We start from the raw sequence: 20,550 nt of genomic DNA, 5'->3' as shown, positions 1-20,550 counted from the left end.
CTCAGCAGCGGCGTCCTTCCTCGGGCACCGTGCCGTCGATGAGGTAGGCGTCGACGACCTCGTCGACGCACTCGTTGCCGACGTTGTAGCCGGTGTGCCCGTCACCCTCGCGGGTGAGCAGCACTCCGGACTCCAGCTGGTCGGCCAGCGCGACCGACCACTCGTACGGCGTCGCGGGGTCGCGGGTGGTGCCGATGACGAGGATCGGCGCGGCGCCCTCGCCGCGGATGTCGAGCTCGGCCTCCTGGGAGCGGGCGTCGTAGCCCACGCAGCCCAGCAGGCCCCAGGCGAACACGCGGCCGAAGGTGGGCGCCGCCTCGTCGAACGCGGCGAACTCGTCGGGGATCCGCTTCAGCGGGACCGATGCGGGGTCGTCGAGGCAGCGGACCGCCACGATCGCCTCGGTGGAGTTGTCGAGGTAGCCGTCGGGTCCGCGGGAGGCGTAGGTGTCGGCCAGCAGCATCAGCACGGTGCCGTCGCCCTCGAAGGCACCCTTGAGCGCCTCGTCGAGCAGGCTCCAGTACTGGCGACTGTAGAGCGGGGTGACGATGCCGAGGAAGGCCGTGCCCGGCTCCAGCTTGCGCCCGTCGCGGGTCGGCAGCGGCTTGCGGTCGAGGTCGTCGAGCAGCTCGGAGATCCGCTTCAGGCCGGCGTCGACGGAGTCGCCCAGGAAGCAGTCGCCCGCGTCCACGCAGTTCTGCACGTAGGCGCGCAGGGCCGTCTCGAAGCCGCGGGCCTGGCCCAGGCTCGACTCCCGCGCGTCGAGAGTGACGTCGACGCCGCCGTCGAGGACCATCCGGCCGACCCGGTCGGGGAAGAGCTCGGCATAGGTCGCGCCGAGCTGGGTGCCGTAGGAGGCGCCGAAGTAGGTGAGCGTGTCCTCGCCGAGCACCGCGCGCAGGATGTCGAGGTCGCGCGCGGCCTCCGCGGTGGAGACGTGGGTGGCGACGTCGCCGGAGCGCTCGACGCAGCCACGGTTGAACGCGCGGACCTGGAAGAGCAGGTCGTCGGCCTCGGCGCCGCTGTCCGGGGCCGGGTCGAGCGCGAGGTAGCGGTCCAGCGCGGCGTCGGGGACGCAGTCGATCGGCGAGCTGGACCCGGTGCCGCGGGGGTCGAAGCCGACGACGTCGTAGACCCGGGTCAGCTCCGGGCGGAACGCCGCCGCGGCCTGCTCGGCGTACGCCGTGCCCGGCGCGCCCGGTCCGCCGGGGTTGACCAGCAGCGAGCCGATCCGCGCCTCGGGGTCGCTTGCCGGGTCGCGCAGCAGCGCGAGCTCGATGCTCTCGGCGCCGGGGTCGGCGTAGTCGAGCGGCACCTCGACCCGGGCGCACTCGAAGTCACCCTCACCCGAGCAGCGCTCCCAGTCGATGGTCTGGTCGTAGAACTCCTGCAGGTTCGCGGCCGGCGCCTCGGCCGCGCCGGGGTCCGCGGTGCCGGTGGGGGCGGGGCTCCACTCGCCGTCGCCGGAGGAGGAGCCCGATCCGGAGGTCAGGGCGCTGATCGTGACCCCGATCGTGCCGAGCACCAGCGCGGCGACGGTGATCAGCACGATCACCCGCACGGTCGTGGGCCTCACCGCACGGCTCCGTCCGGGGCGCGCAGGGACACCATCATCGACTCCAGGGCCAGGGCAGGGGGCACGTTGAACTCCAGCATCTGTTCGCGGGCCTCGAAGATCCACCCGATCCGTTGAAGGTTCAGCTCGGGGCTGGAGGTCTCGACGAGCCACTCGACGTCGGCGCGGATGTCCTCGTTGACCAGCTCGCCGGGCGCACCCGACGCGAGCGCGACCGCGTCGCGGTAGACCGAGACCAGGTCCATCAGCGCCCGGTCGACGACGTCGAGGTGGCGCCGCTTGGCCCGGGTCTTCTGCTCCTTGAGCAGCTCGGAGAGCGCGGGGCCGTACTCCCGCGGCCGCCGGCCGCGCTCGACCACGCCGTACGCCGCGTCGAGGTCGGCCTTCTCGCGGGCGTCGAGGTCGCCGGTGAGCGCCTCGGCCTCCTCCTTGCTGACCTCCGCGATCCGGGCGGCGAAGTGCATGCAGGCGCCGAGGCTGGTGAGCTTGGCCGGCATCGCGACCACCTCGTTGCGGCGCTCGCGGGTCTCGGGGTCGCGGGCGAGCGCGCGGGCCCGGCCGATGTGGCCCTGGCTGGCACGGGCGGCGGAGGCGGCCAGCGCCTCCGGAACGCCGTCGCGGGCCATCAGGAAGCGCGCGACGTCGCCCGGGCTGGGGGTGCTGAGCGTGACCAGGCGGCAGCGCGAGCGGACCGTCGGCAAGACGTCCTCGACCGTGGGCGCGCACAGCATCCACACGGTGCGCTCGGCCGGCTCCTCGATGGCCTTCAGCAGCGCGTTGACCGCCTGCTCGGTGAGCCGGTCGGCGTCCTCGACGACGATCACCTGCCAGCGTCGCCCGACGGGGGCGAGGGAGGCGGCCCGCACGAGGTCGCGCACCAGGCGCACCCCCAACGACAGCCCGGAGGTGCTGACCTGCTTGACGTCGGCGTGCGAGCCGCCCAGGACGGTGCGGCACGCGTGGCACTGCCCGCACCCGGGCTCGGTGGGGTGCTCGCACTGGAGGGCAGCGGCGAAGGCGAGGGCGGCGTTGGACCGCCCCGAGCCGGGCGGGCCGGTGAAGAGCCAGGCGTGGCTCATGCCGTGACCCCCGGCCGCGGCCCGCAGGGCGGTGATCGCGGCGCGCTGGCCGACCAGGCCGTCCCAGACGCTTCCGGCCTGCTGCACCGCCGTCATCGGGCCGCCTGCCCGAGCAGCGGCTCGACGCGGGCCCAGACGGCGGCGGCGATCTCCTCGACCGAGGCCCGGGCGTCGAGGACGAGGTAGTGGTCGGGGTCGGCCGCGGCCATCTCGAGGAACGCGGCGCGCACCCGCTGGTGGAACTCCACCGACTCACCCTCGATCCGGTCGCGGGCCTCGAAGCGGGCCAGGCCGGCCTCGGGGGCCAGGTCGAGCACGACGGTGAGGTGCGGGCGCAGGTCGCGGGTGGCCCAGCGGGCGACCTCCTCGACCTCGGCGACCGCGAGCGAGCGACCGGCGCCCTGGTAGGCCAGGGTGGAGTCGACGTAGCGGTCGGTGATCACCACCGCGCCGCGCGCCAGCGCCGGGAGCACGAGCGTCTCGACGTGCTCGGCCTTGTCGGCGGCGTACAGCAGCGCCTCGGTGCGGTCGGCCAGCGCGCCGGTCTCGGGGCTCAGCACGATGCGGCGCAGCTCCTTGCCGACACCGGTGTCGCCCGGCTCGAAGGTCAGCACGGTGGCATAGCCGGCGGCGTCCAGGCGCTGCGCGAGGAGCCGCGACTGGGTGGACTTGCCCGATCCCTCGCCGCCCTCGAAGCACACGAAGACGCCGCTCTCGGCGAACACACCAGGGTTACCGCTCACGCCGACCACCTTATGCGGGAGCGCCGACCGTGCCCGGCGTGGGCACGGTCGGCACGGTCGGCCGGCGGATGACCCGGCTCGACGGGCAGGGATCAGAACGCCTCGTAGAGCAGCTCGCCCTTCTCGATCGCCGGGAGCGACTCGGTCGCGCAGAGCACCCGCGGCTGGGCGAGGACGGCGCGGACCGACGGGGCCGAGTCAGCGTCCTCCGCCAACCCGTTCACCTCGACCATCATGAGAACGGCGTTGGCACCGCTGAGGTCCACGGCGACTCGCTTCGCGGCGCCGATGCCGGCCCGGAAGTCCACAGGCGGCGTCCCCGTGTCGTGGAGGCTGGTCAGCCCGATCACCCCCAGCTCCATCGAGGCGTCGTTCGTGAGCCGAGTCCGGTCCGCGTCGAGGAAGCCGAGGTGCAGCTCGAGCCGCGAGCAGGAACCGCCGGTGCCGAAGGCGTAAATGCCGTACCCGGCGGACTGGAGGGTCGAGGCATAGCGCGTGCCGGCGATCGTGGCGCTGTGGTTCGCGAACCCCGCCGCCACCGCCAGGTGCGGCGCCCGGGTCAGATCGATCCACTTCTGCACGGTGAGCACCACCGGCTTGCTGGTCCCCGCGGAACGCTGGGCCGAGCGGGGCTTGAGCACCCGCACCGAGGTGCGGCCGGCCTTGGTCAGCGCGATCTTGGCGGTGTACGCCGACCGCGCGTTGGTCCGCACCGTCGCCGCCTTCTTCCAGCCCCCGGTGGTGTGGCGGACCTGCACGGTGACCGGGGACCCGGCGGCGCCGGGTCCGGTGACCTTGCCGGCGATCGTGACCTTCTGGCCGACGATCGCCTGGCCGGAGACCGAGGCGGTGACGCCGTAGGCCGGAGCCTTGCGGGCGAGCGGCTCCGCGGAGGTGGCCGCGGCGGTGCCGGCGAACGAGAGGCCGGCCGCCACGGTGAGGGCGAGTGCTGCAGCGACGGTGCGCAATGGTGCTCCTGGTCTTGGGGTGTTCCACCAACGGACGAAGCCCGGAGTCTAAGACAAAGTCTTAGAAACCGGGCATCGTCGCGGGGCAGGTCCGTACCAGCGCGGGGCCGAGAGTCACTCGGTGTCGGCGGCCGCCTTCTTCGTGGCCTTCTTCGCCGTGGTCTTCTTCGCCGGCGCCTTCTTGGCCGGCGCCTTCTTGGCGGCGGCCTTCTTGGCGGGCGCCTTCTTCGCGGCCTTCTTGGCGGTCTTCTTCGCCGGGCCCCGCTCACGCCGCTCGGCCAGCAGCTCCGCGGCACGCTCGAGCGTGATCGACTCGACCGTGTCGTCCTTGCGCAGCGTCGCGTTGTACTCGCCGTCGGTGACGTACTCGCCGAAGCGCCCCGACTTCACCACGACCGGCTGGCCGGAGACGGGGTCGTTGCCGAGCTCCTTGAGGGGCGGCGCCGCGGCCGCGCGGCCGCGCTGCTTGGGCTGGGCGTAGATCTTGAGCGCCTCGTCGAGGGTCACCGTGAAGATCTGGTCCTCGCTCGCCAGCGAGCGCGAGTCGGTGCCCTTCTTCAGGTACGGCCCGTAGCGGCCGTTCTGCGCGGTGATCTCCTCGCCGCTCTCCGGGTCCTCGCCGACCACCCGCGGCAGCTCGAGGAGCTTGACCGCGTCGGCGAGGGTCACGGTGTCCAGCGACATCGACTTGAACAGCGACCCGGTCCGCGGCTTGGCGGACTTGGGGGCGTCCTCGGGCAGCACCTCGGTGACGTAGGGGCCGAAGCGGCCGTTCTTCGCCACCACCTGCAACCCCGTCTCCGGGTGGGTGCCGAGCGCGATCTCCTCGCCCGCCGGGTTGGCGAACAGCTCGGCGGCCTTCTCCAGGGTCAGCTCGTCGGGCGGCAGGTCGTCGGGCACGTTGGCGCGCTTGCCCGCCGGGGTGCCGTCGTCGCCGGGGCCCTCGAGGTAGGGCCCGTAGCGACCCACGCGCAGGTTGATGCCCGCCTCGGGGTCGCCGATCGGGAACGTCGCGAGCTCGCGGGCGTCGATGTCTCCGAGCCCGTCGACGAGCTTCTTGAGCCCGTCGATGTCACCGGAGCCGTAGTAGAACTCGCCGAGCTCGGTGTTGCGGTCCTTGCGACCGGCGGCGATCTCGTCGAGCACGTCCTCCATCTCGGCGGTGAACTCATAGGAGATCTGCCGGGGGAAGTGCTCCACGAGCAGGCGCACCACCGAGAAGGCCAGCCACGCCGGGACCAGCGCGGTGCCCTTCTTGTAGACGTAGCCGCGGTTGAGGATCGTCCCGATGATCGAGGCGTACGTCGAGGGTCGACCGATCTCGCGGTCCTCGAGCTCCTTGATCAGCGTGGCCTCGGTGTAGCGGGCCGGCGGCTTGGTCTCGTGACCGCTGGCGCTCACCGAGGCGGCCGACACGGCGTCGCCCTGGGCCAGCGCGGGCAGGCGGGTCTCCGCGTCGTCCTTGGCCGCGCCCTCGTCGACGCCCTCGACGTAGGCCTTGAGGAAGCCGTGGAAGGTGATCACCCGGCCGCTGGCGGCGAACACGACGTCCTCGCCGGTCGCGGCGGTGCCGCCGAGCCGGATCGAGACCGACTGCCCGGTCGCGTCCTTCATCTGCGAGGCGACGGTGCGCATCCAGATCAACTCGTAGAGGCGGAACTGCTCGCCGGTGAGCCCGGTCTGGGCGGGCGTGCGGAAGGACTCGCCGGCGGGCCGGATCGCCTCGTGCGCCTCCTGGGCGTTCTTGACCTTGGAGGCGTAGGTGCGCGGCTTGTCCGGGAGGTACTCGGCGCCGTACAGCTCGCGCACCTGGTTGCGCGCCGCCTCGACCGCCCCACCCGAGAGGGTCGTGGAGTCGGTACGCATGTAGGTGATGAAGCCGTTCTCGTAGAGGCGCTGGGCGACCGACATGGTCACGCTCGCGCTCATCCCGAGCTTGCGGCTGGCCTCCTGCTGCAGCGTCGTGGTGCGGAACGGCGCGTAGGGGCTGCGGCGGTAGGGCTTGGACTCCACCGAGCGTACGTCGTACGTCGCGTCCTGGAGCGCCTCGGAGAGCGCCTCGGCGCGGGTGCGGTCGAGGTGGACGATGCCGTCGCTCTTCTTCAGCAGCCCGTCGGGGCCGAAGTCGGAGCCGCGGGCCACGCGGGCGCCGTCCACGGAGTGCAGCTTGGCCGGGAACATCCGCTGGTCGTGCTTGCTGCCGGCGTCGAAGGTCCCCTCGAGGTCCCAGTACGACGCGACGTGGAAGCGCATCCGCTCGCGCTCGCGGTCGACGACCAGGCGGGTCGCCACCGACTGCACGCGCCCGGCGGAGAGGCCGGACATGATCTTCTTCCACAGCACCGGGGAGACCTCGTAGCCGTAGAGGCGGTCGAGGATGCGGCGCGCCTCCTGGGCCTCGACGAGGTCCATGTCGAGCTCGCGGGGGTTCTCCGCGGCGGCCTGGATGGCCTGCTTGGTGATCTCGTGGAAGACCATCCGCTTGACCGGGACGCCCTTCTTGGGCTTCAGCTCGTCGAGGAGGTGCCAGGCGATCGCCTCGCCCTCGCGGTCCTCATCGGTGGCGAGGTAGAGCTCGTCGGCGTCCTTCAGCAGCGACTTGAGCTTGGCCATGTGGGCCTTCTTGTCGCGCGGGACCACGTAGTAGGGCTCGAAGCCGTGGTCGACGTCGACGCCGAGCCGGCCCCAGGGCTTGTCCTTGATCTTGGCCGGTGTCTCCGCGGCGCTCTGCGGGAGGTCACGGATGTGGCCGATGGAGGACTCGACGACGTACCCCGGGCCGAGGTACCCGCCGATGGTGCGGGCCTTCGCCGGGGACTCGACGATCACCAACTTGTGTGCCACGTCTGCTCTTTCTCTTCGTGCTGCCGGTCAGCGGCTCACGGTAGCGCGTGCCCGAGACGCTGCTGCCCACGAGCCGCCACGCGGCTGGTCGGAGGTCCCGCCCGTAGCGGGCGGGACCGTGGGGTCCTAGACGTCGGCCGGCTCGAGGAAGCCCTCGGCCACCAGGTCGCGGACGACGGGGAGGTAGGTCTCGCGCACCTCGGCGGGGTCGCGCTCGAGCAGCTGCGCGAGCGCGTCGAGGATCTGCCCGAGGGTCAGCTCGCCGTCGCAGGCGCCGACGAGCGCGGCCTCGAGGGTGTCGGCGCGGCGGGCGCGGCGCAGGCCGCGCTGCTGGCGCAGCACCAGCGCCTCGGGGTCCTCCGCACCGGGCACCCCGATGGTCTCCTGCTGCACGTCCGCGCGCACGACCAGGCGGCTGCCCGCGTCGATCCCGTCGTCGAGCACCTCGACCGCGTCACCCCAGGCGCCGATCGCCGGGGCGACCGGCTGCTCGACGTCGTAGGGCCACTCCAGCAGCTCGCGGGCCGCGTTCGTGGTGGCGCCGGCGGCCCGCTTGCGCAGGTTGATCCAGCCGAACCCGACCGCCTCGATGCCCTGCTCGTCGAACCACGACAGCCAGGTGTCGTAGCGGCGCACGTAGTCCGCCGCGCCGTGCTGGCCGGCGTCCTTGAGCCACAGCTCGACGTACGCCGCTGGGTCGAGGACCTCGCGCTGCACGACGAAGGCGTCGCAGTCGTCGGCGAGCCAGGGCAGCAGCCGCTCGTCCCAGGGCCGGTCGCGACTGATCACCCAGTTGGCCAGCACCTGGCACCAGCCGCCGGGGTTCAGATGGGCCGGCGCGGCGCGGACGATGTCCTCCACGACCCGGTCGCCGGGGAGGCCGCTGTCGCGGTAGACCAGCCGTTCGCCGGTCGCCGGGGAGATCACGAACGGCGGGTTGGTGGCGATCAGGTCGAAGCGCTCCTCGCGCACCGGCTCGAAGAACGAGCCGTCGCGCACCTCCACGACGTCGGCGACGCCGTTGAGGGCGGCGTTGAAGCGGGTGATGCGCAGGGCGCGCTGGTTGACGTCGGTGGCGACGACCGCGTCGCTGTGGCGCGCGAGGTGCAGCGCCTGCACGCCGCAGCCGGTGCCGAGGTCCAGGGAGCGGCCGACCTGGTCGCGCAGCGTCAGCTGGGCCAGCGACGTCGAGGCCGAGCTGATGCCGAGCACGTGGTCGGGGCCGACGCGCTGCGGGCCGCCGTCGAGGCCGGGGGTCAGGTCACTGACCACCCACAGCGGCTCGTCGGCGTCGGTGCCGTAGGGCCGCACGTCCAGGCGCGCGGCGACCTCGCTGACCGACTGCTCGATCAGGCCCTCCACGGCGAGCCGGTCGACCAGGCCGGGCAGCGCGGCGTCGGCCGCGGCGCGCGGGACGGTCTGCTGGAGCAGGAACAGCCGCACCAGCGTCTCCAGCGGGGAGCCGCCGGCGGTACGGCGTACGCCCGGGGTCGTCTCGTTGCGCGCCAGCGCGTCGTGCGCGCGGGGGCCGAGCAGCTCGGCGACGGCGTCGTAGGTGAAGTCGGCGGCCTCGAGGGCCGATCGGAGTCGTGCGGGCAGATCGGTGTCGGGCACGGGCCCCAGCCTAGGGGTCCGTGCCCGACGCCTCGGAGGGTGCCGTCCGCCCTGCCAGTGACCGGGCAGCGACGGGCGGGCGACCCGTCAGTGACCGGAGGTGGCGGGCGAGGGGTCCGACGACGACGCGGGCGGCACCGGCGTCTGGTCGTCGCCGATCGAGACCCCGCGTCGCTTGGAGATGTAGACCGCGACCGCGATCACGGCGACCGCTACCAGGGCGATGGCGATGCGGGCGACGTCGTTCTCGTCCTCACCGACGCTCAGCGAGACCACCGCACCGACGATCAGCAGGGAGACGAGGTTCATCACCTTGATCAGCGGGTTGATAGCCGGGCCGGCGGTGTCCTTGAACGGGTCGCCGACGGTGTCGCCGATGACCGTGGCGGCGTGCGCATCGGAGCCCTTGCCGCCGTGGTGGCCGTCCTCGACCAGCTTCTTGGCGTTGTCCCAGGCGCCGCCGGAGTTGGCCAGGAAGACCGCCATCAGGGTTCCGGTGCCGATGGCGCCGGCCAGGAACCCGGCCAGCGCGGAGACACCGAGGCCGAAGCCGACCGCGATCGGGGCGAGCACCGCCAGCAGGCCCGGGGTGACCAGCTCGCGCAGCGAGTCACGGGTGACGATGTCGACGACCTTGCCGTACTCCGGGCGGCCGGTGCCCTCCATGATCCCGGGGATCTCGCGGAACTGGCGGCGCACCTCGAAGACCACCGCGCCGGCGGCGCGGGCGACGGCATTGATGGCCAGGCCGGAGAACATGAACACCACAGCCGCACCGATCAGTACGCCGACCAGGACCGCGGGGTTGAAGACGAAGAAGTCGGCGAGGTCGAAGTCGACCGCGTTGGCCTCCTCGAGGGCCTCGAACGCCGAGGTGGCGTAGGAGCCGAACAGGGCGGTCGCGGCGAGCACGGCCGTGGCGATCGCGATGCCCTTGGTGATCGCCTTGGTGGTGTTGCCGACCGCGTCGAGCTCGGTGAGGATCTGCGCCCCCTCCGGGCTGACGTCGCCCGACATCTCCGCGACGCCCTGGGCGTTGTCGGAGACCGGGCCGAAGGTGTCCATCGCGACGATGACGCCGACCGTGGTCAGCAGGCCGCACCCGGCCAGGGCGACCGCGAAGAGCGAGACCGTGAGGGAGGCGCCGCCGAGCAGGAAGGCGCCGAAGACCGCGGCGCCGATGACCAGGGTCGTGTAGACGGCGGACTCGAAGCCGAGCGCGAGGCCGGACAGGATCACCGTGGCGGGGCCGGTCAACGAGGTCTCCCCGACCTCGCGCACCGGGGTGTGCTCGGTGCCGGTGTAGTAGCCGGTGAGGGCGAGGATCCCGGCCGCCATCACGATGCCGATCACCACCGCGACCGAGGCGATCAGCGCGGGGTTCCCCTCGCTGGTGCCGCCGAGGACCTCGTCGATCAGGTTGCCCTGCAGTCCCTCGAGCTCCCCGAAGGTGGTGGGCAGGTAGAGGAAGGAGACGACCACCGACGCCACCGCGGCGATGGCGGAGGAGATGTAGAAGGACTTGTTGATCGTCGTCAGCCCGCTCTCGCTGGACTTCGGCCGGGTCAGGTAGACGCCCGCCACCGCGGTCAGGGCGCCGATGGCGGGAATCAGCAGGGGGTAGACCAGGCCGGCGTCGCCGAACGCCTGGGAGCCGAGGATCAGCGCGGCGACCAGCGTGACGGCGTAGGACTCGAAGAGGTCCGCTGCCATCCCGGCACAGTCGCCGACGTTGTCGCCCACGTTGTCGGCGATGGTGGCGGCGTTGCGCGGGTCGTCCTCGGGGATGTTGTGCTCGACCTTGCCGACCAGGTCGGCGCCGACGTCGGCGGCCTTGGTGAAGATGCCCCCACCGACCCGCATGAACATCGCCAGCAGCGCGGCCCCGAAGCCGAAGCCCTCGAGCACCTCCGGCGCATGGTCCTGGAAGAAGATCACCACGACGCTGGCGCCGAGCAGGCCCAGGCCGACGGTGAGCATGCCGACCATCGCACCGGTGCGCAGGCCGATGTGCATGGCCGTCTCGCGCCCGGTGGTGTTGGCCGCCGCCGCGACCCGAAGGTTGGCCCGCACCGCGAGCGACATGCCGAGGTAGCCCACGGCCGCGGAGAACCCGGCGCCGACCAGGAAGAACACCGAGCGGAAGATCCGCACCGTCCAGTCGTCGGCCGGCAGCGCCAGGAGCAGGAAGAAGGCCAGCGCCGCGAAGACCGCGAGGGTGCGGAACTGGCGCTGGAGGTAGGCGTCGGCCCCCTCCTGCACCGCCTGCGCGATGGCCTTCATGTCGGCGGTGCCTTCGGGGGCGGCGAGGACCTCCTGGCGGAACATCGCCGCCATCGCCAGCGCGCCGAGCGCGATCAGGGCGACGACGACGACGAGGACGAGATTGCCGCCGGAGACCTCCACGACCCCTGGCACGAACCCTGGCACGACCCCTGGCACGACTGCCGGCACGACTGCTGGTGAGAACCCCGTCATGTGCTTCCTCCTGCTGCCGGTGGATGCGTTCCACGGCGTCCGAGCGCCGGAACGAGCCGGAGTCTACGCAGATGAGACCTAGGTCACACCAGACCCGCGGAAGGATCTTTCGGGCACGACGGCGAGCCCGGCCCCTCACGGGGACCGGGCTGCGCGGACGCGGAGGTCAGCTGCCGGCGAGCGCGGCGTCGGCGGAGTCGTGGATCACGAACACCTTCGACAGGCCGGTGATGCGGAAGATCTTGAGCAGGCGGTCCTGGGTGCAGACCAGGTGCAGCGAGCCGTCGTGGGCGCGGACCTTCTTGAGTCCGCCGACAAGCACGCCCAGGCCGGTGGAGTCGAGGAACTCCACCGCCTCCATGTCGATCACGAGGTCATAGACGCCCGCAGCAACGAGCTCGGTGATCTTGTCACGGAGCTTCGGGGCGGTGTAGACGTCGATCTCGCCACCGACGGCAACGATGGTCTTCCCATCGACGTCGCGTGTTGCAAGAGTGAGGTCCACGGTTACTCCTCGAGAGGCGGGCTGAGCGAGCCGGCCACCGAGACGTCCCCCGCCCCGACACCCGGCCTGCCATATGAAACCACGGGGTCACGTTCTGCGCACAGACACGACCACACCAGTGGTGGACGACGCACGGCCGATACGCCGGATTCCGGGCCTGTCGGCGCCGTTTGCGACACTGCCGACATGGCCGTCTCGCTCCACCTCCCGCGACCCGCAGGGGGCGAGGGGGGCGCGCCCGTGACCGGGCTCGTCGAGCGCCTGGCGTCGGTCCCGGGGCGCGAGGACCGGCTGGTCCACCTCGAGGCGCTGGCCGCGCGCGAGGGGATCGCCGCGGACTGGCCGACGTGGGCGGACCCCGAGGTCGTCGCCGCCTATGCCGCCCGCGGGGTCGCGGCGCCGTGGCGCCACCAGGCGGTGGCCGCCGAGGCCGCCCACGAGGGCCAGCACGTCGTCCTGTCCACCGGCACCGCCTCGGGCAAGTCCCTGGCCTACCAGCTCCCGGCGCTCACCGACATCCGCGCCGCCCGGCGCCCGCGCGAGCGGCGCGGCGCCACCGTGCTCTACGTCGCCCCGACCAAGGCGCTGGCCCAGGACCAGCTGCACTCGATGTCCGGGCTCGGCCTCGACGTGCGGATCACGACCCACGACGGTGACAGCGGCCGCGAGCAGCGCGACTGGGCCCGCGACCACGGCGAATACATCCTGACCAACCCCGACATGCTGCACCGCTCGCTGCTGCCCGGGCACGAGCGGTGGGCGGCGTTCCTGGGCTCGCTGCGCTACGTCGTGATCGACGAGTGCCACCACTACCGCGGCGTGTTCGGCGCTCACGTCTCCCACGTGCTGCGCCGACTGCGCCGCATCTGTGCCCACTACGGCGCCCATCCGACGTTCGTCCTCGCCTCGGCCACGGTGGCCGAACCGGAGCGCGCCGCCGAGCGACTCACTGGTCTAGACGTCCTGGCGGTCACCGAGGACACCTCACCGCGCGGCCGGCTCTCGCTGGCGCTGTGGGAGCCGCCGCTCACCGCCGGCGCGGGCGAGAACGGCGCCCCGGTGCGACGCGCGGCCTCCTCCGAGGCCGCCGACCTGCTCGCCGACCTGGTGGTCGCCGGGGTGCGCACGCTCGCCTTCGTGCGCTCGCGCCGCGGCGCCGAGCAGGTGGCGATGAGCGCGGCCGGGATGCTGGCCGAGGTCGACCCGAGGCTGGCCGGGCAGGTCGCGGCGTACCGCGGCGGCTACCTGCCCGAGGAACGGCGCGCGATCGAGGACGCGCTGCGCCGCGGCGAGCTCACCGGCCTCGCGGCGACCAACGCCCTCGAGCTCGGCATCGACATCAGCGGCCTCGACGCGGTGCTGATCGCCGGGTTCCCCGGGACACGTGCGGCCCTGTGGCAGCAGGTCGGCCGCGCCGGGCGCGGGGCGCAGGACGCGATCGGGGTGCTCGTCGCCCGCGACGACCCGCTGGACACCTATCTCGTGCACCACCCCGAGGCACTGCTCGGCCGCCCCGTCGAGGCCACCGTCTTCGATCCCGGCAACCCCTACGTCCTCGGCCCGCACCTGTGCGCGGCCGCGCAGGAGCGGCCGCTGACCGAGGAGGACCTGCCGCTCTTCGGGCCCGACGCCCGGGCGGTGGTCGACTCCCTGACCGAGATCGGGCTGCTGCGTCGGCGCCCGCGCGGGTGGTTCTGGACCGACCGAAGGCGCGCCGCCGACCTCGCCGACATCCGCTCGAGCGGCGGCAGCCCCGTCCAGCTCGTCGAGCAGGACACGGGACGGGTGGTCGGCACCGTCGACGCCGCCAGCTCCCACGCCGCGGCCCATCCGGGGGCCGTCTACGTGCACCGCGGCGAGACCTGGCTGGTGACCTCGCTCGATCTCGACGAGCACGTCGCCGAGATCGTGCGCGCCGAGCCGGACTACTCCACCTCGGCGCGCGAGATCACCGACATCGCCATCGTCGCCGAGCGGCAGCACACCACCTGGGGCCCGTGCCGCCTCGCCTTCGGCGACGTCGAGGTGCGCCACCAGGTCGTCTCGTTCCTCAAGCGCCGCCACCCCAGCGGCGAGGTGATCGCCGAGGAGCCGCTCGACCTGCCCGAGCGCACGCTGGCCACCTCCGCGGTGTGGTGGACGGTGCCGGCCGACGTGCTCGCCGAGAGCGGGATCCTCCCCGCGGACCTGCCCGGCGCCGCCCACGCCGCCGAGCACTGCTCGATCGGGCTGCTGCCGCTCTTCGCCACCTGCGACCGCTGGGACATCGGCGGCGTCTCGACCGCGCTGCACCCCGACACCGGGCAGCTGACGGTCTTCGTGCACGACGGGCACCCCGGCGGCGCCGGCTTCGCCGAGCGGGGCTACCTCGCCGCGTCGGAGTGGCTGACCGCGACCCGCGACACGATCGCCGCCTGCGGCTGCGTCGAGGGCTGCCCGTCCTGCATCCAGTCGCCCAAGTGCGGCAACCAGAACAACCCGCTCGACAAGCCCGGCGCGGTGGCGCTGCTGGAGCTGCTGCTCGAGCACGCGCCCCGCGACGTCTGAGGCCCGCCCGGGCCGTTCGGGCTAGCGGGCCAGCTCGGCGACCCCGGTGAGCAGCCGGTCGACGTCGTCGTCGTTGGTGTACGGCGCCAGACCCGCGCGCACGGCGCCGTCGTCGCCCAGTCCGAGCCACCGCGACGCCTCGATCGCGTAGAAGTGGCTCGCCGGCGCGTTCACGCCGAGCGCCGCGAGGTGGGTCTGGACCTCGTGGCCCGAGCGCCCCGCGACCGAGAAGAACACCGTCGGCGTCCGCCGGGTCGGGTCGCCGTGCAGGGTGATCGCGTCGATCCCGCGCAACCCGTCGAGCAGCCGCTCGAAGACGCGGCCCTCGTGCTCCTCGACGGCGCCCATCGAGGCCAGCAACCGGGCCCGCCGGTCACCCTCGGGCGTGTCGCCCGGCGCGAGGCCCGCCATGAAGTCGATCGCCGCGGTGGTGCCGGCGAGCAGCTCGTAGGGCAGCGTGCCGAGCTCGAAGCGCTCGGGCACGGCGTCGGAGGACGGCACCAGCTTGTCGGGGCGCAGCCGCTCCCAGAGCCCGGGGGCGGCGACCACGAGACCGTGGTGCGGGCCGAAGAACTTGTAGGGCGAGCAGGCGAAGAAGTCGGCGCCCAGCTCGGCGACGTCCACCGGCGCGTGCGGGGCCAGGTGGACCCCGTCGACGTAGAGCAGCGCCCCGAACTCGTGCACCGCCTCGGCGAGCGCGGTGACGTCGGGCCGGGTGCCGAGCACGTTGGACGCGGCGGTCACGGCCACCAGCCGGGTGCGCTCGGACAGCGCGGCACGGATCTCCTCGACCCCGAGCTCACCGGTCCTCTGGTCGAACCCGACCCAGCGCACCGTCGCCCCGGCCCGCTCGGCGGCCTGCACCCAGGGCCGGATGTTGGAGTCGTGGTCGAGGCGGGTCACCACGACCTCGTCCCCCGGGCCCCACTCCTTGGCGAGCGCCCGCGACACGTCGTACGTCGCCTGGGTCGCGGAGCGGGTGAAGACCACGCCACCCGGGTCGCAGCCGAGCAGGTCGGCCACCGCCGCGCGCGCCCCGAGGGTCACCGCGTCGGCCCGCCGCTGGGCGGCCGTGACGCTGCCCCGGTTGGAGATCCCGGAGGTCATCGTGGTCGCGACCGCCTCGGCCACCTGGCGCGGCACCTGGGTGCCGCCGGGCCCGTCGAAGAAGGCGACGCCCTGCTGGAGGGCCGGGAAGTCCGCGCGGACACGGTCGACGTCGAAGCTCATGGCGACATCCTCGCCCCGGCGGCCCCGGAGTCGTGGCCCGGACCCGCCGGGTCACTCCGGCCCGGCGCGCGCCTCGGCCGTCGGGTCGCCGCCGCTCCCCCGCCACCACGGCCCGTCGGCCTGCACCCGCACGAGGACCGCACGTCCCTGGACCGCGCACCCGACCAGCCGCGCGCCGTTGGCCGCGGCGACGCCGGCACCCCGCGCGCACCCGTCCTGGCCGGCAGCGAGGGCGGTGGCCGCGCCGAGCGCGGCGAGATCGGCGGCCGACTGGGCCTGGCGGTGAGCGACCACCAGGCCGGTCACGGCGGACAGCGCCGTGCCGAGGAGCATCAGCAGGCCGATCAGGGCGACCGCGAGGACGCTCGCCCCGCCGCGCTCGTCGCGGCTCACGGCGCCTATCACGGGGCGGCCCCCTCGTCGACCGCCACTGCCTCGGCGCCGACCCGGATGCCCGGCAGCGCGCCGAACAGGCCACCGGGACCGTGGACGGTGCCCCGCACGGCCACCCGCACCTCGCCGCCGGCCCGGACCAGGGTCACCTCGCTGCCGGCCACGGCCACCGCGCGTCCGCGGCCCAGTGCCTCGGCGTCGGGATCGCCGCGGGCCGCCATCCGTGCGGTCTCCCGCGCCGCGTCCACCGCGCGCACCTGGGCCAGCCCCGCGGAGAGCAGCCACACCAGGCCGATCGTCACCGCCACCAGGAGCGGCAGCACCAGCGCCAGCTCCGCGGTGGCCGCACCGCGGTCGCCGCGCCCGCGACGGCGCGACCACCGGGAGCCGGCCGCCCTCATCCGATGCCCAGCAGGCCGAGCACGTGGTCGAACAGGGTCTTGAGCAGCCTGTCGCCGAACCCGCCGGTGAGCAGCTTGTAGAGCAGGCCGGCCAGTCCGGCGCCGGCGGCCGTGCCGACGGCGTACTCGGCGGTCGTGATCCCGCGCTCGTCGCGCGCGGGCCTGGGGGTGGGCAGGTGTCGCATGGGTCCTCCTTCTGCGGCCACGGCGTGGCCTCCTGCCCCGAGACTGCGACCGCGCGGCCCCCGCCGGCCGGGGTCGCCGGCGCCGCTGTGGAACCCGGTGCCGGGCCGGCGCCGGTGGACGACTGGCGGCCCGCGCAGCCGCCAATCAGGGCTCGTCAGGGCGCGGCGGGGCTCACAGACCGAGGGTGCCGAGCATCCCGGCCACGAGCGGGACGATGCCGACCAGAACGAACGCGGGCAGCAGGCAGAGCCCGAGCGGCAGCGCGGCGCGGACGCCGACCGCACGGGCCCGGTCCTCGACCGCGGCGCGGGCGGAGCCGGCGAGCTCGTCGGCGAGCCGCTCCACCGTGCGCACGACCGGGGTCCCGGTGGCCTGGGCGCGCGCCATCGCCCGGCCGAGCGGGGCCAGCTCCGGGTCGTCGGCGAGGCTCTGCCACACAGCTCCCGGCTCCACCCCGAGCGCGAGGCGGGCCGAGACCGGGGCGAGCCGGTCGGCGGCCGCTCCGGGCAGCGCGGCGCACACGGCGGCGACCGCGGCGCCCGGCGGCGTCCCGGAGCGCAGGGCCGCACCGAGGAGGCTCACGACGTGCGGGAGGTCGGCGAGCACCGCCTCCCGCGCCCGGCGGCGGGCCGGGGGCTCGGCCCGGCCGATCCCCACCCAGGCCGCCGCAGCGCCGCCCACACCCGCCACCAGACCCGGCCCGCCGCCGACGAAGACCGCCGCCGCCACCCCGGCCAGCAGGCACCACAGCGGGCGCCCGCGCAGCATCCAGCCGTCCGCGGCGGAGGGCGGGCCCGCCGCTGCGGCGGGGGCGCGGGGGCCGGGGGAGACACGTCGCGCGGCGGGTCTCGCGGGCAGCACGAGCGCGGCGGCCGCACCGGCGGCCAGCGCGGCGGCGAGGACGGCGGCGCCCATGCTCAGCACGCCCGGTCGACGTCGCGGGCGATGGCCTCGATCCACCACAGCCCGAGCAGACCGAAGCCGAGCCCGGCGGCCAGGCACGCGATGCCGAGCGGGTGGCCGAACAGGAAGCCCACCGGGTCGCCGCCCGCGCCCGAGCCCATCGCCAGCGCCAGCACCGGGAGGCCCGCCACCAGCCGCGCGGTCGCCCGCGCCGAGGCCAGCTCCCCGTCCACGACGCGGCGCGTGGTCTGCGCCGCGCGCAGCCCGGCCGCGACCCGGTCGACCGCGTCGGCGAGCCCCTGCCCGGTGCGCTGGGAGACCTGCCAGGCGGCGGCGAGCAGGCGCAGGTCACCCGCACCCGGGGTCCCCGCCGTCACGCGGAGCGCGCGCGGCACGTCGGCGCCCACCCGGAACGCCTCGGCGACCGGGCCGAGGACCGGCCACGCCTCCCCGGCGCGCTGGAGCGCGCGGCCGGGCGGTTGCCCGACGCTGAGCTCGGCGGCGAGCTGCTCGCAGGACTCCAGCACCCGCCGGCCCGTGTGCGCGGCGGCGATGCGCGCACGCCGGCGCCGCCACAGCGCCGCCGTACCGCCCGCACAGCCGAGGGCGACCGCGCACAGGGCGATCCAGCGGCCGGGGGCGTCTACGGCGACGACGGCGACGCCGAACGCGACCAGCGGGCCCAGTGCCGGCACCCCTGGTCGCCGCGACCGCCGGGGGAGAGCCGGGCCGGGGCGCACCAAGAGCGCCACAGCCAGTGCGGCGCAGCCCGCCGCGACCAGCGCCGCCGCGCTCACGTGGACCGGTCCAGCAGGTCGCCCAGCCGGTCGGCGCCCGGACCGGTCCGGGAGCGCCCGCCCGGCTCGAAGGACACGGCCGTCTCCATCACCACCAGGCCGTCGGGCTCGCGGCGCGGCAGCGCGACCTCGCGCAGCCGGCGTACGCCGTCGCGCCCGCGCACCAGGTGGAGCACCAGGTCGATCCCGGAGGCCAGCTGCCCGTGGGCGGCTGCCCGGTCCAGCCCCGCAGCCAGCGCGAGGGCCTCCACACGGGCCGGGACGTCGGCGGCGGAGTTGGCGTGCAGGGTGCCGCATCCGCCCTCGTGGCCGGTGTTGAGCGCGGCCAGCAGGTCGACCACCTCGCCGCCCCGGACCTCCCCGACCACCAACCGGTCCGGGCGCATGCGCAGCGCCTGGCGCACCAGGGTGCGCACGTCGATCGCGCCGGCGCCCTCGACGTTGGCCGGTCGGCCCTCGAGACCGACGACGTGCGGGTGCGCGGGTCGCAGCTCGGAGGAGTCCTCGACCAGCACCAGCCGCTCCCCCGGCGGCACCGCGGACAGCAGCGCCGCGAGCAGCGTGGTCTTGCCGGTGCCGGTCCCGCCGCTGACCAGGAACGCGAGCCGGGCCGCCACCACCGCCTCCAGCAGCCGCCCGCCCTCGGGGCTCAGGGCGTGGCGCCGCACCAGCTCCTCCAGCGAGAAGTGCTCGCGGCGCGGCACCCGCAGCGACACCACGGTGCCTGGCCGCGAGACCGGGGAGAGCACCGCGTGGAACCGGGTGCCGTCGGCCAGCCGGACGTCGGCGTACGGCGTGGCGTCGTCGAGGCGGCGCCCCGCCGCGGCGGCGAGGCGCTGGGCGAGGCGGCGTACGGCGGTGTCGTCGGGGAACCTGACCGCGGTGAGCTCGAGTCCGGCGCCGCGGTCGAGGTGGACCGCGTCGGGACCGTTGACCAGCACGTCGGTGACCCCGGGCAGGCGCAGCAGCGGCTCGAGCGGCCCGGCGCCGACGACGTCGCGGCGCAGCGACTCATAGACCGCCAGGACCGTTGCGTCACCCACCGGGCGTCCGGTCTCGCGCAGCGCCTCGGCCACCCGGTGCGGGGTCAGCTCCCCGGGCCGGGCGGCCAGCCGGTCGCGGACCCGGTCGACGTCGGCGTCGGTGCCGCCGGGACCGATCGGCAGGGCGCTCACGCGGCCGCCGTCGTCAGCGCGAGCCGGGCCAGCACCTCCGCGGCTGCGCGGCCGAGCGGTCCCCGGCGGGTGCGCACCGGACCGAGACCGAGGTCGATGGCCTCCGCGAGACCGCGCTGCTGCCCCATCGTCGCCAGCACCGGCACCCCGGTGACCCGGGCCACCTGGCGCGGGTCCATCCCGGCGCCGCGCACCACCAGCCGCAGCGCGGAGCGGTCCGCGAACCGGCCACAGAGCCGCGCGGCGGAGGCCAGGCCGACCACCGACGGCACCGCCACGACCAGCACCAGGTCGCAGCGCGCGCAGACCTCCTCCACCAGCGGGTCCACGGTCCGTGGCAGGTCGACGACGACCGTGGCGTGGCCGCGCTGGGCCGCCGAGACCGCTTCGCGCACCGCGAACGCAGGCAACGGCCCCTGGGTGCCGGCATGCCAGGTCAGCACGCCCAGCCCCTCGCGCCGCGGCAGCGCCTCGCGCAGCGAGCGGGCGCTCAGCCGGCCGGTGGTCTGGCACAGCGCGTCCCACCGGATGCCGTCGCGGTCCTCCAGGCCCAGCACCCGGTCGACGCCGGGACCGAGCGGGTCCGCGTCGACGACGACCACCGGGCCGCGGCGGGCGGCGACCTGGGCCAGCGCGCACGCGAACGTGGTCGCCCCCGCGCCACCGGAGCCCCCGATCACCCCGACCATCGTGCCGCGCGGGCGGGCGGTCTCGCCCAGGTCGGTCAGGGCCTCGGTGACCCAGGTGTCGGAGCGCGGCAGCTCCGCGACGTTCTCGGCACCCACGGCCAGCGCGGTGCGGAACAGCTCGTCGGGTGGGTGCCCGCAGATCACGACGTGCACCCCGGCGCGCCGGACCGGGCCGAGGGCGGCGATCTCCTCGGCGAGGTCGGCACCGAGCAGCACCAGCGGCGCGCTCGACCAGCGGCGCAGCGCGGAGGCCGCGTCGCTGGCGTGGTCGGGGCTGATCCCGGCGGCGGCGGCGAGCCGGAACAGCTCCTCGTGCAGCTGGGCGTCGGCGGTGATGAAGAGGGGAGCGCTCATGGCTGCGACGCTGCCCCGGGCCGCCCCCGGCCGCCGCGGCGAGGCCGGCCGGCTGTGGACGGAACGCT

General features: G+C 74.6%; 17 protein-coding genes. 1 reads left to right on the top strand and 16 read right to left on the bottom strand.

Going from position 1 to position 20,550, the window contains the following annotated elements; all coding sequences use genetic code 11:
• Position 1: 1 nt before the first annotated feature.
• The 8 genes from HBO46_RS01230 to HBO46_RS01195 form a co-directional block, all read right to left on the bottom strand.
• Positions 2–1,576, bottom strand: a complete 1,575-nt coding sequence (locus HBO46_RS01230) for an alpha/beta hydrolase (RefSeq protein WP_224769316.1) — start codon at positions 1,574–1,576, stop codon at positions 2–4.
• Complete coding sequence (locus HBO46_RS01225; protein WP_166135763.1) at positions 1,573–2,751, bottom strand: DNA polymerase III subunit delta'; 1,179 nt, start codon at positions 2,749–2,751, stop codon at positions 1,573–1,575. The genes HBO46_RS01230 and HBO46_RS01225 overlap by 4 nt, the downstream gene beginning before the upstream one ends.
• Positions 2,748–3,398 (bottom strand): dTMP kinase, encoded by a 651-nt coding sequence (tmk, locus tag HBO46_RS01220; RefSeq protein ID WP_224769315.1) that lies wholly within the window; start codon positions 3,396–3,398, stop codon positions 2,748–2,750. Before tmk ends, HBO46_RS01225 begins: the two co-directional genes overlap by 4 nt.
• Before the next feature lie 92 nt (positions 3,399–3,490).
• Positions 3,491–4,366 carry a hypothetical protein gene (locus tag HBO46_RS01215; protein WP_166135760.1) on the bottom strand — a complete coding sequence of 292 codons (876 nt, stop codon included), beginning with the start codon at positions 4,364–4,366 and terminating at the stop codon, positions 3,491–3,493.
• Positions 4,367–4,480: 114 nt separating this feature from the next.
• A complete protein-coding gene (topA, locus tag HBO46_RS01210) occupies positions 4,481–7,210 on the bottom strand; it encodes a type I DNA topoisomerase (RefSeq protein WP_166135757.1) in 2,730 nt (909 codons plus the stop codon).
• Between the two features lie 126 nt (positions 7,211–7,336).
• Positions 7,337–8,824: a DUF7059 domain-containing protein gene (locus tag HBO46_RS01205; RefSeq protein ID WP_166135754.1), complete on the bottom strand. Its 1,488-nt coding sequence runs from the start codon at positions 8,822–8,824 to the stop codon at positions 7,337–7,339.
• 87 nt (positions 8,825–8,911) lie between these two features.
• On the bottom strand, positions 8,912–11,302 hold the full coding sequence (locus tag HBO46_RS01200) for a sodium-translocating pyrophosphatase (RefSeq protein WP_166135751.1): 2,391 nt from the start codon (positions 11,300–11,302) through the stop codon (positions 8,912–8,914).
• 166 nt (positions 11,303–11,468) lie between these two features.
• Positions 11,469–11,807 carry an anti-sigma factor antagonist gene (locus HBO46_RS01195; protein ID WP_166135748.1) on the bottom strand — a complete coding sequence of 113 codons (339 nt, stop codon included), beginning with the start codon at positions 11,805–11,807 and terminating at the stop codon, positions 11,469–11,471.
• Between the two features lie 186 nt (positions 11,808–11,993).
• Between HBO46_RS01195 and HBO46_RS01190 the strand changes: the two genes are divergently transcribed.
• Positions 11,994–14,354, top strand: a complete 2,361-nt coding sequence (locus HBO46_RS01190) for a DEAD/DEAH box helicase (protein WP_166135744.1) — start codon at positions 11,994–11,996, stop codon at positions 14,352–14,354.
• A gap of 21 nt (positions 14,355–14,375) precedes the next feature.
• Here HBO46_RS01190 and HBO46_RS01185 read toward each other — a convergent pair whose 3' ends face one another.
• The 8 genes from HBO46_RS01185 to ssd form a co-directional block, all read right to left on the bottom strand.
• Positions 14,376–15,584 carry a cysteine desulfurase-like protein gene (locus tag HBO46_RS01185; RefSeq protein WP_166135741.1) on the bottom strand — a complete coding sequence of 403 codons (1,209 nt, stop codon included), beginning with the start codon at positions 15,582–15,584 and terminating at the stop codon, positions 14,376–14,378.
• Between the two features lie 51 nt (positions 15,585–15,635).
• Positions 15,636–15,977, bottom strand: a complete 342-nt coding sequence (locus tag HBO46_RS01180; protein ID WP_224769313.1) for an Rv3654c family TadE-like protein — start codon at positions 15,975–15,977, stop codon at positions 15,636–15,638.
• An 8-nt stretch (positions 15,978–15,985) separates the two neighbouring features.
• Complete coding sequence (locus HBO46_RS01175) at positions 15,986–16,378, bottom strand: TadE family type IV pilus minor pilin (protein WP_166135735.1); 393 nt, start codon at positions 16,376–16,378, stop codon at positions 15,986–15,988.
• Positions 16,375–16,563: a DUF4244 domain-containing protein gene (locus HBO46_RS01170; RefSeq protein ID WP_166135732.1), complete on the bottom strand. Its 189-nt coding sequence runs from the start codon at positions 16,561–16,563 to the stop codon at positions 16,375–16,377. Before HBO46_RS01170 ends, HBO46_RS01175 begins: the two co-directional genes overlap by 4 nt.
• 172 nt (positions 16,564–16,735) lie before the next feature.
• Positions 16,736–17,479: a type II secretion system F family protein gene (locus tag HBO46_RS01165; protein WP_166135729.1), complete on the bottom strand. Its 744-nt coding sequence runs from the start codon at positions 17,477–17,479 to the stop codon at positions 16,736–16,738.
• 2 nt (positions 17,480–17,481) lie between these two features.
• A complete protein-coding gene (locus HBO46_RS01160; protein WP_166135727.1) occupies positions 17,482–18,162 on the bottom strand; it encodes a type II secretion system F family protein in 681 nt (226 codons plus the stop codon).
• A gap of 98 nt (positions 18,163–18,260) precedes the next feature.
• Entirely contained in the window at positions 18,261–19,439 is a 1,179-nt protein-coding gene (locus HBO46_RS01155) for a TadA family conjugal transfer-associated ATPase (RefSeq protein WP_224769312.1), read from the bottom strand.
• The gene (gene ssd, locus HBO46_RS20495) at positions 19,436–20,482 is read right to left on the bottom strand and encodes a septum site-determining protein Ssd (protein WP_207949865.1); all 1,047 of its coding nucleotides are present in this window, start codon (positions 20,480–20,482) and stop codon (positions 19,436–19,438) included. Before ssd ends, HBO46_RS01155 begins: the two co-directional genes overlap by 4 nt.
• Between the last annotated feature and the right edge of the window lie 68 nt (positions 20,483–20,550).

The sequence above is a fragment of the Nocardioides ochotonae genome, from assembly GCF_011420305.2.
Classification (GTDB): Bacteria; Actinomycetota; Actinomycetes; order Propionibacteriales; family Nocardioidaceae; genus Nocardioides; species Nocardioides ochotonae.
This window is presented reverse-complemented; position numbering and strand designations above follow the sequence as displayed.

Excerpts from the sequence above, each read along its gene's own strand:
- HBO46_RS01165 (WP_166135729.1), bottom strand. The coding sequence starts at position 17,479 with ATGGGCGCCGCCGTCCTCGCCGCCGCGCTGGCCGCCGGTGCGGCCGCC.
- HBO46_RS01200 (WP_166135751.1), bottom strand. The coding sequence starts at position 11,302 with ATGACGGGGTTCTCACCAGCAGTCGTGCCGGCAGTCGTGCCAGGGGTC.
- HBO46_RS01185 (WP_166135741.1), bottom strand. The coding sequence starts at position 15,584 with ATGAGCTTCGACGTCGACCGTGTCCGCGCGGACTTCCCGGCCCTCCAG.
- HBO46_RS01170 (WP_166135732.1), bottom strand. The coding sequence starts at position 16,563 with ATGCGACACCTGCCCACCCCCAGGCCCGCGCGCGACGAGCGCGGGATC.
- HBO46_RS01175 (WP_166135735.1), bottom strand. The coding sequence starts at position 16,378 with ATGAGGGCGGCCGGCTCCCGGTGGTCGCGCCGTCGCGGGCGCGGCGAC.
- ssd (WP_207949865.1), bottom strand. The coding sequence starts at position 20,482 with ATGAGCGCTCCCCTCTTCATCACCGCCGACGCCCAGCTGCACGAGGAG.
- HBO46_RS01190 (WP_166135744.1), top strand. The coding sequence starts at position 11,994 with ATGGCCGTCTCGCTCCACCTCCCGCGACCCGCAGGGGGCGAGGGGGGC.
- HBO46_RS01225 (WP_166135763.1), bottom strand. The coding sequence starts at position 2,751 with ATGACGGCGGTGCAGCAGGCCGGAAGCGTCTGGGACGGCCTGGTCGGC.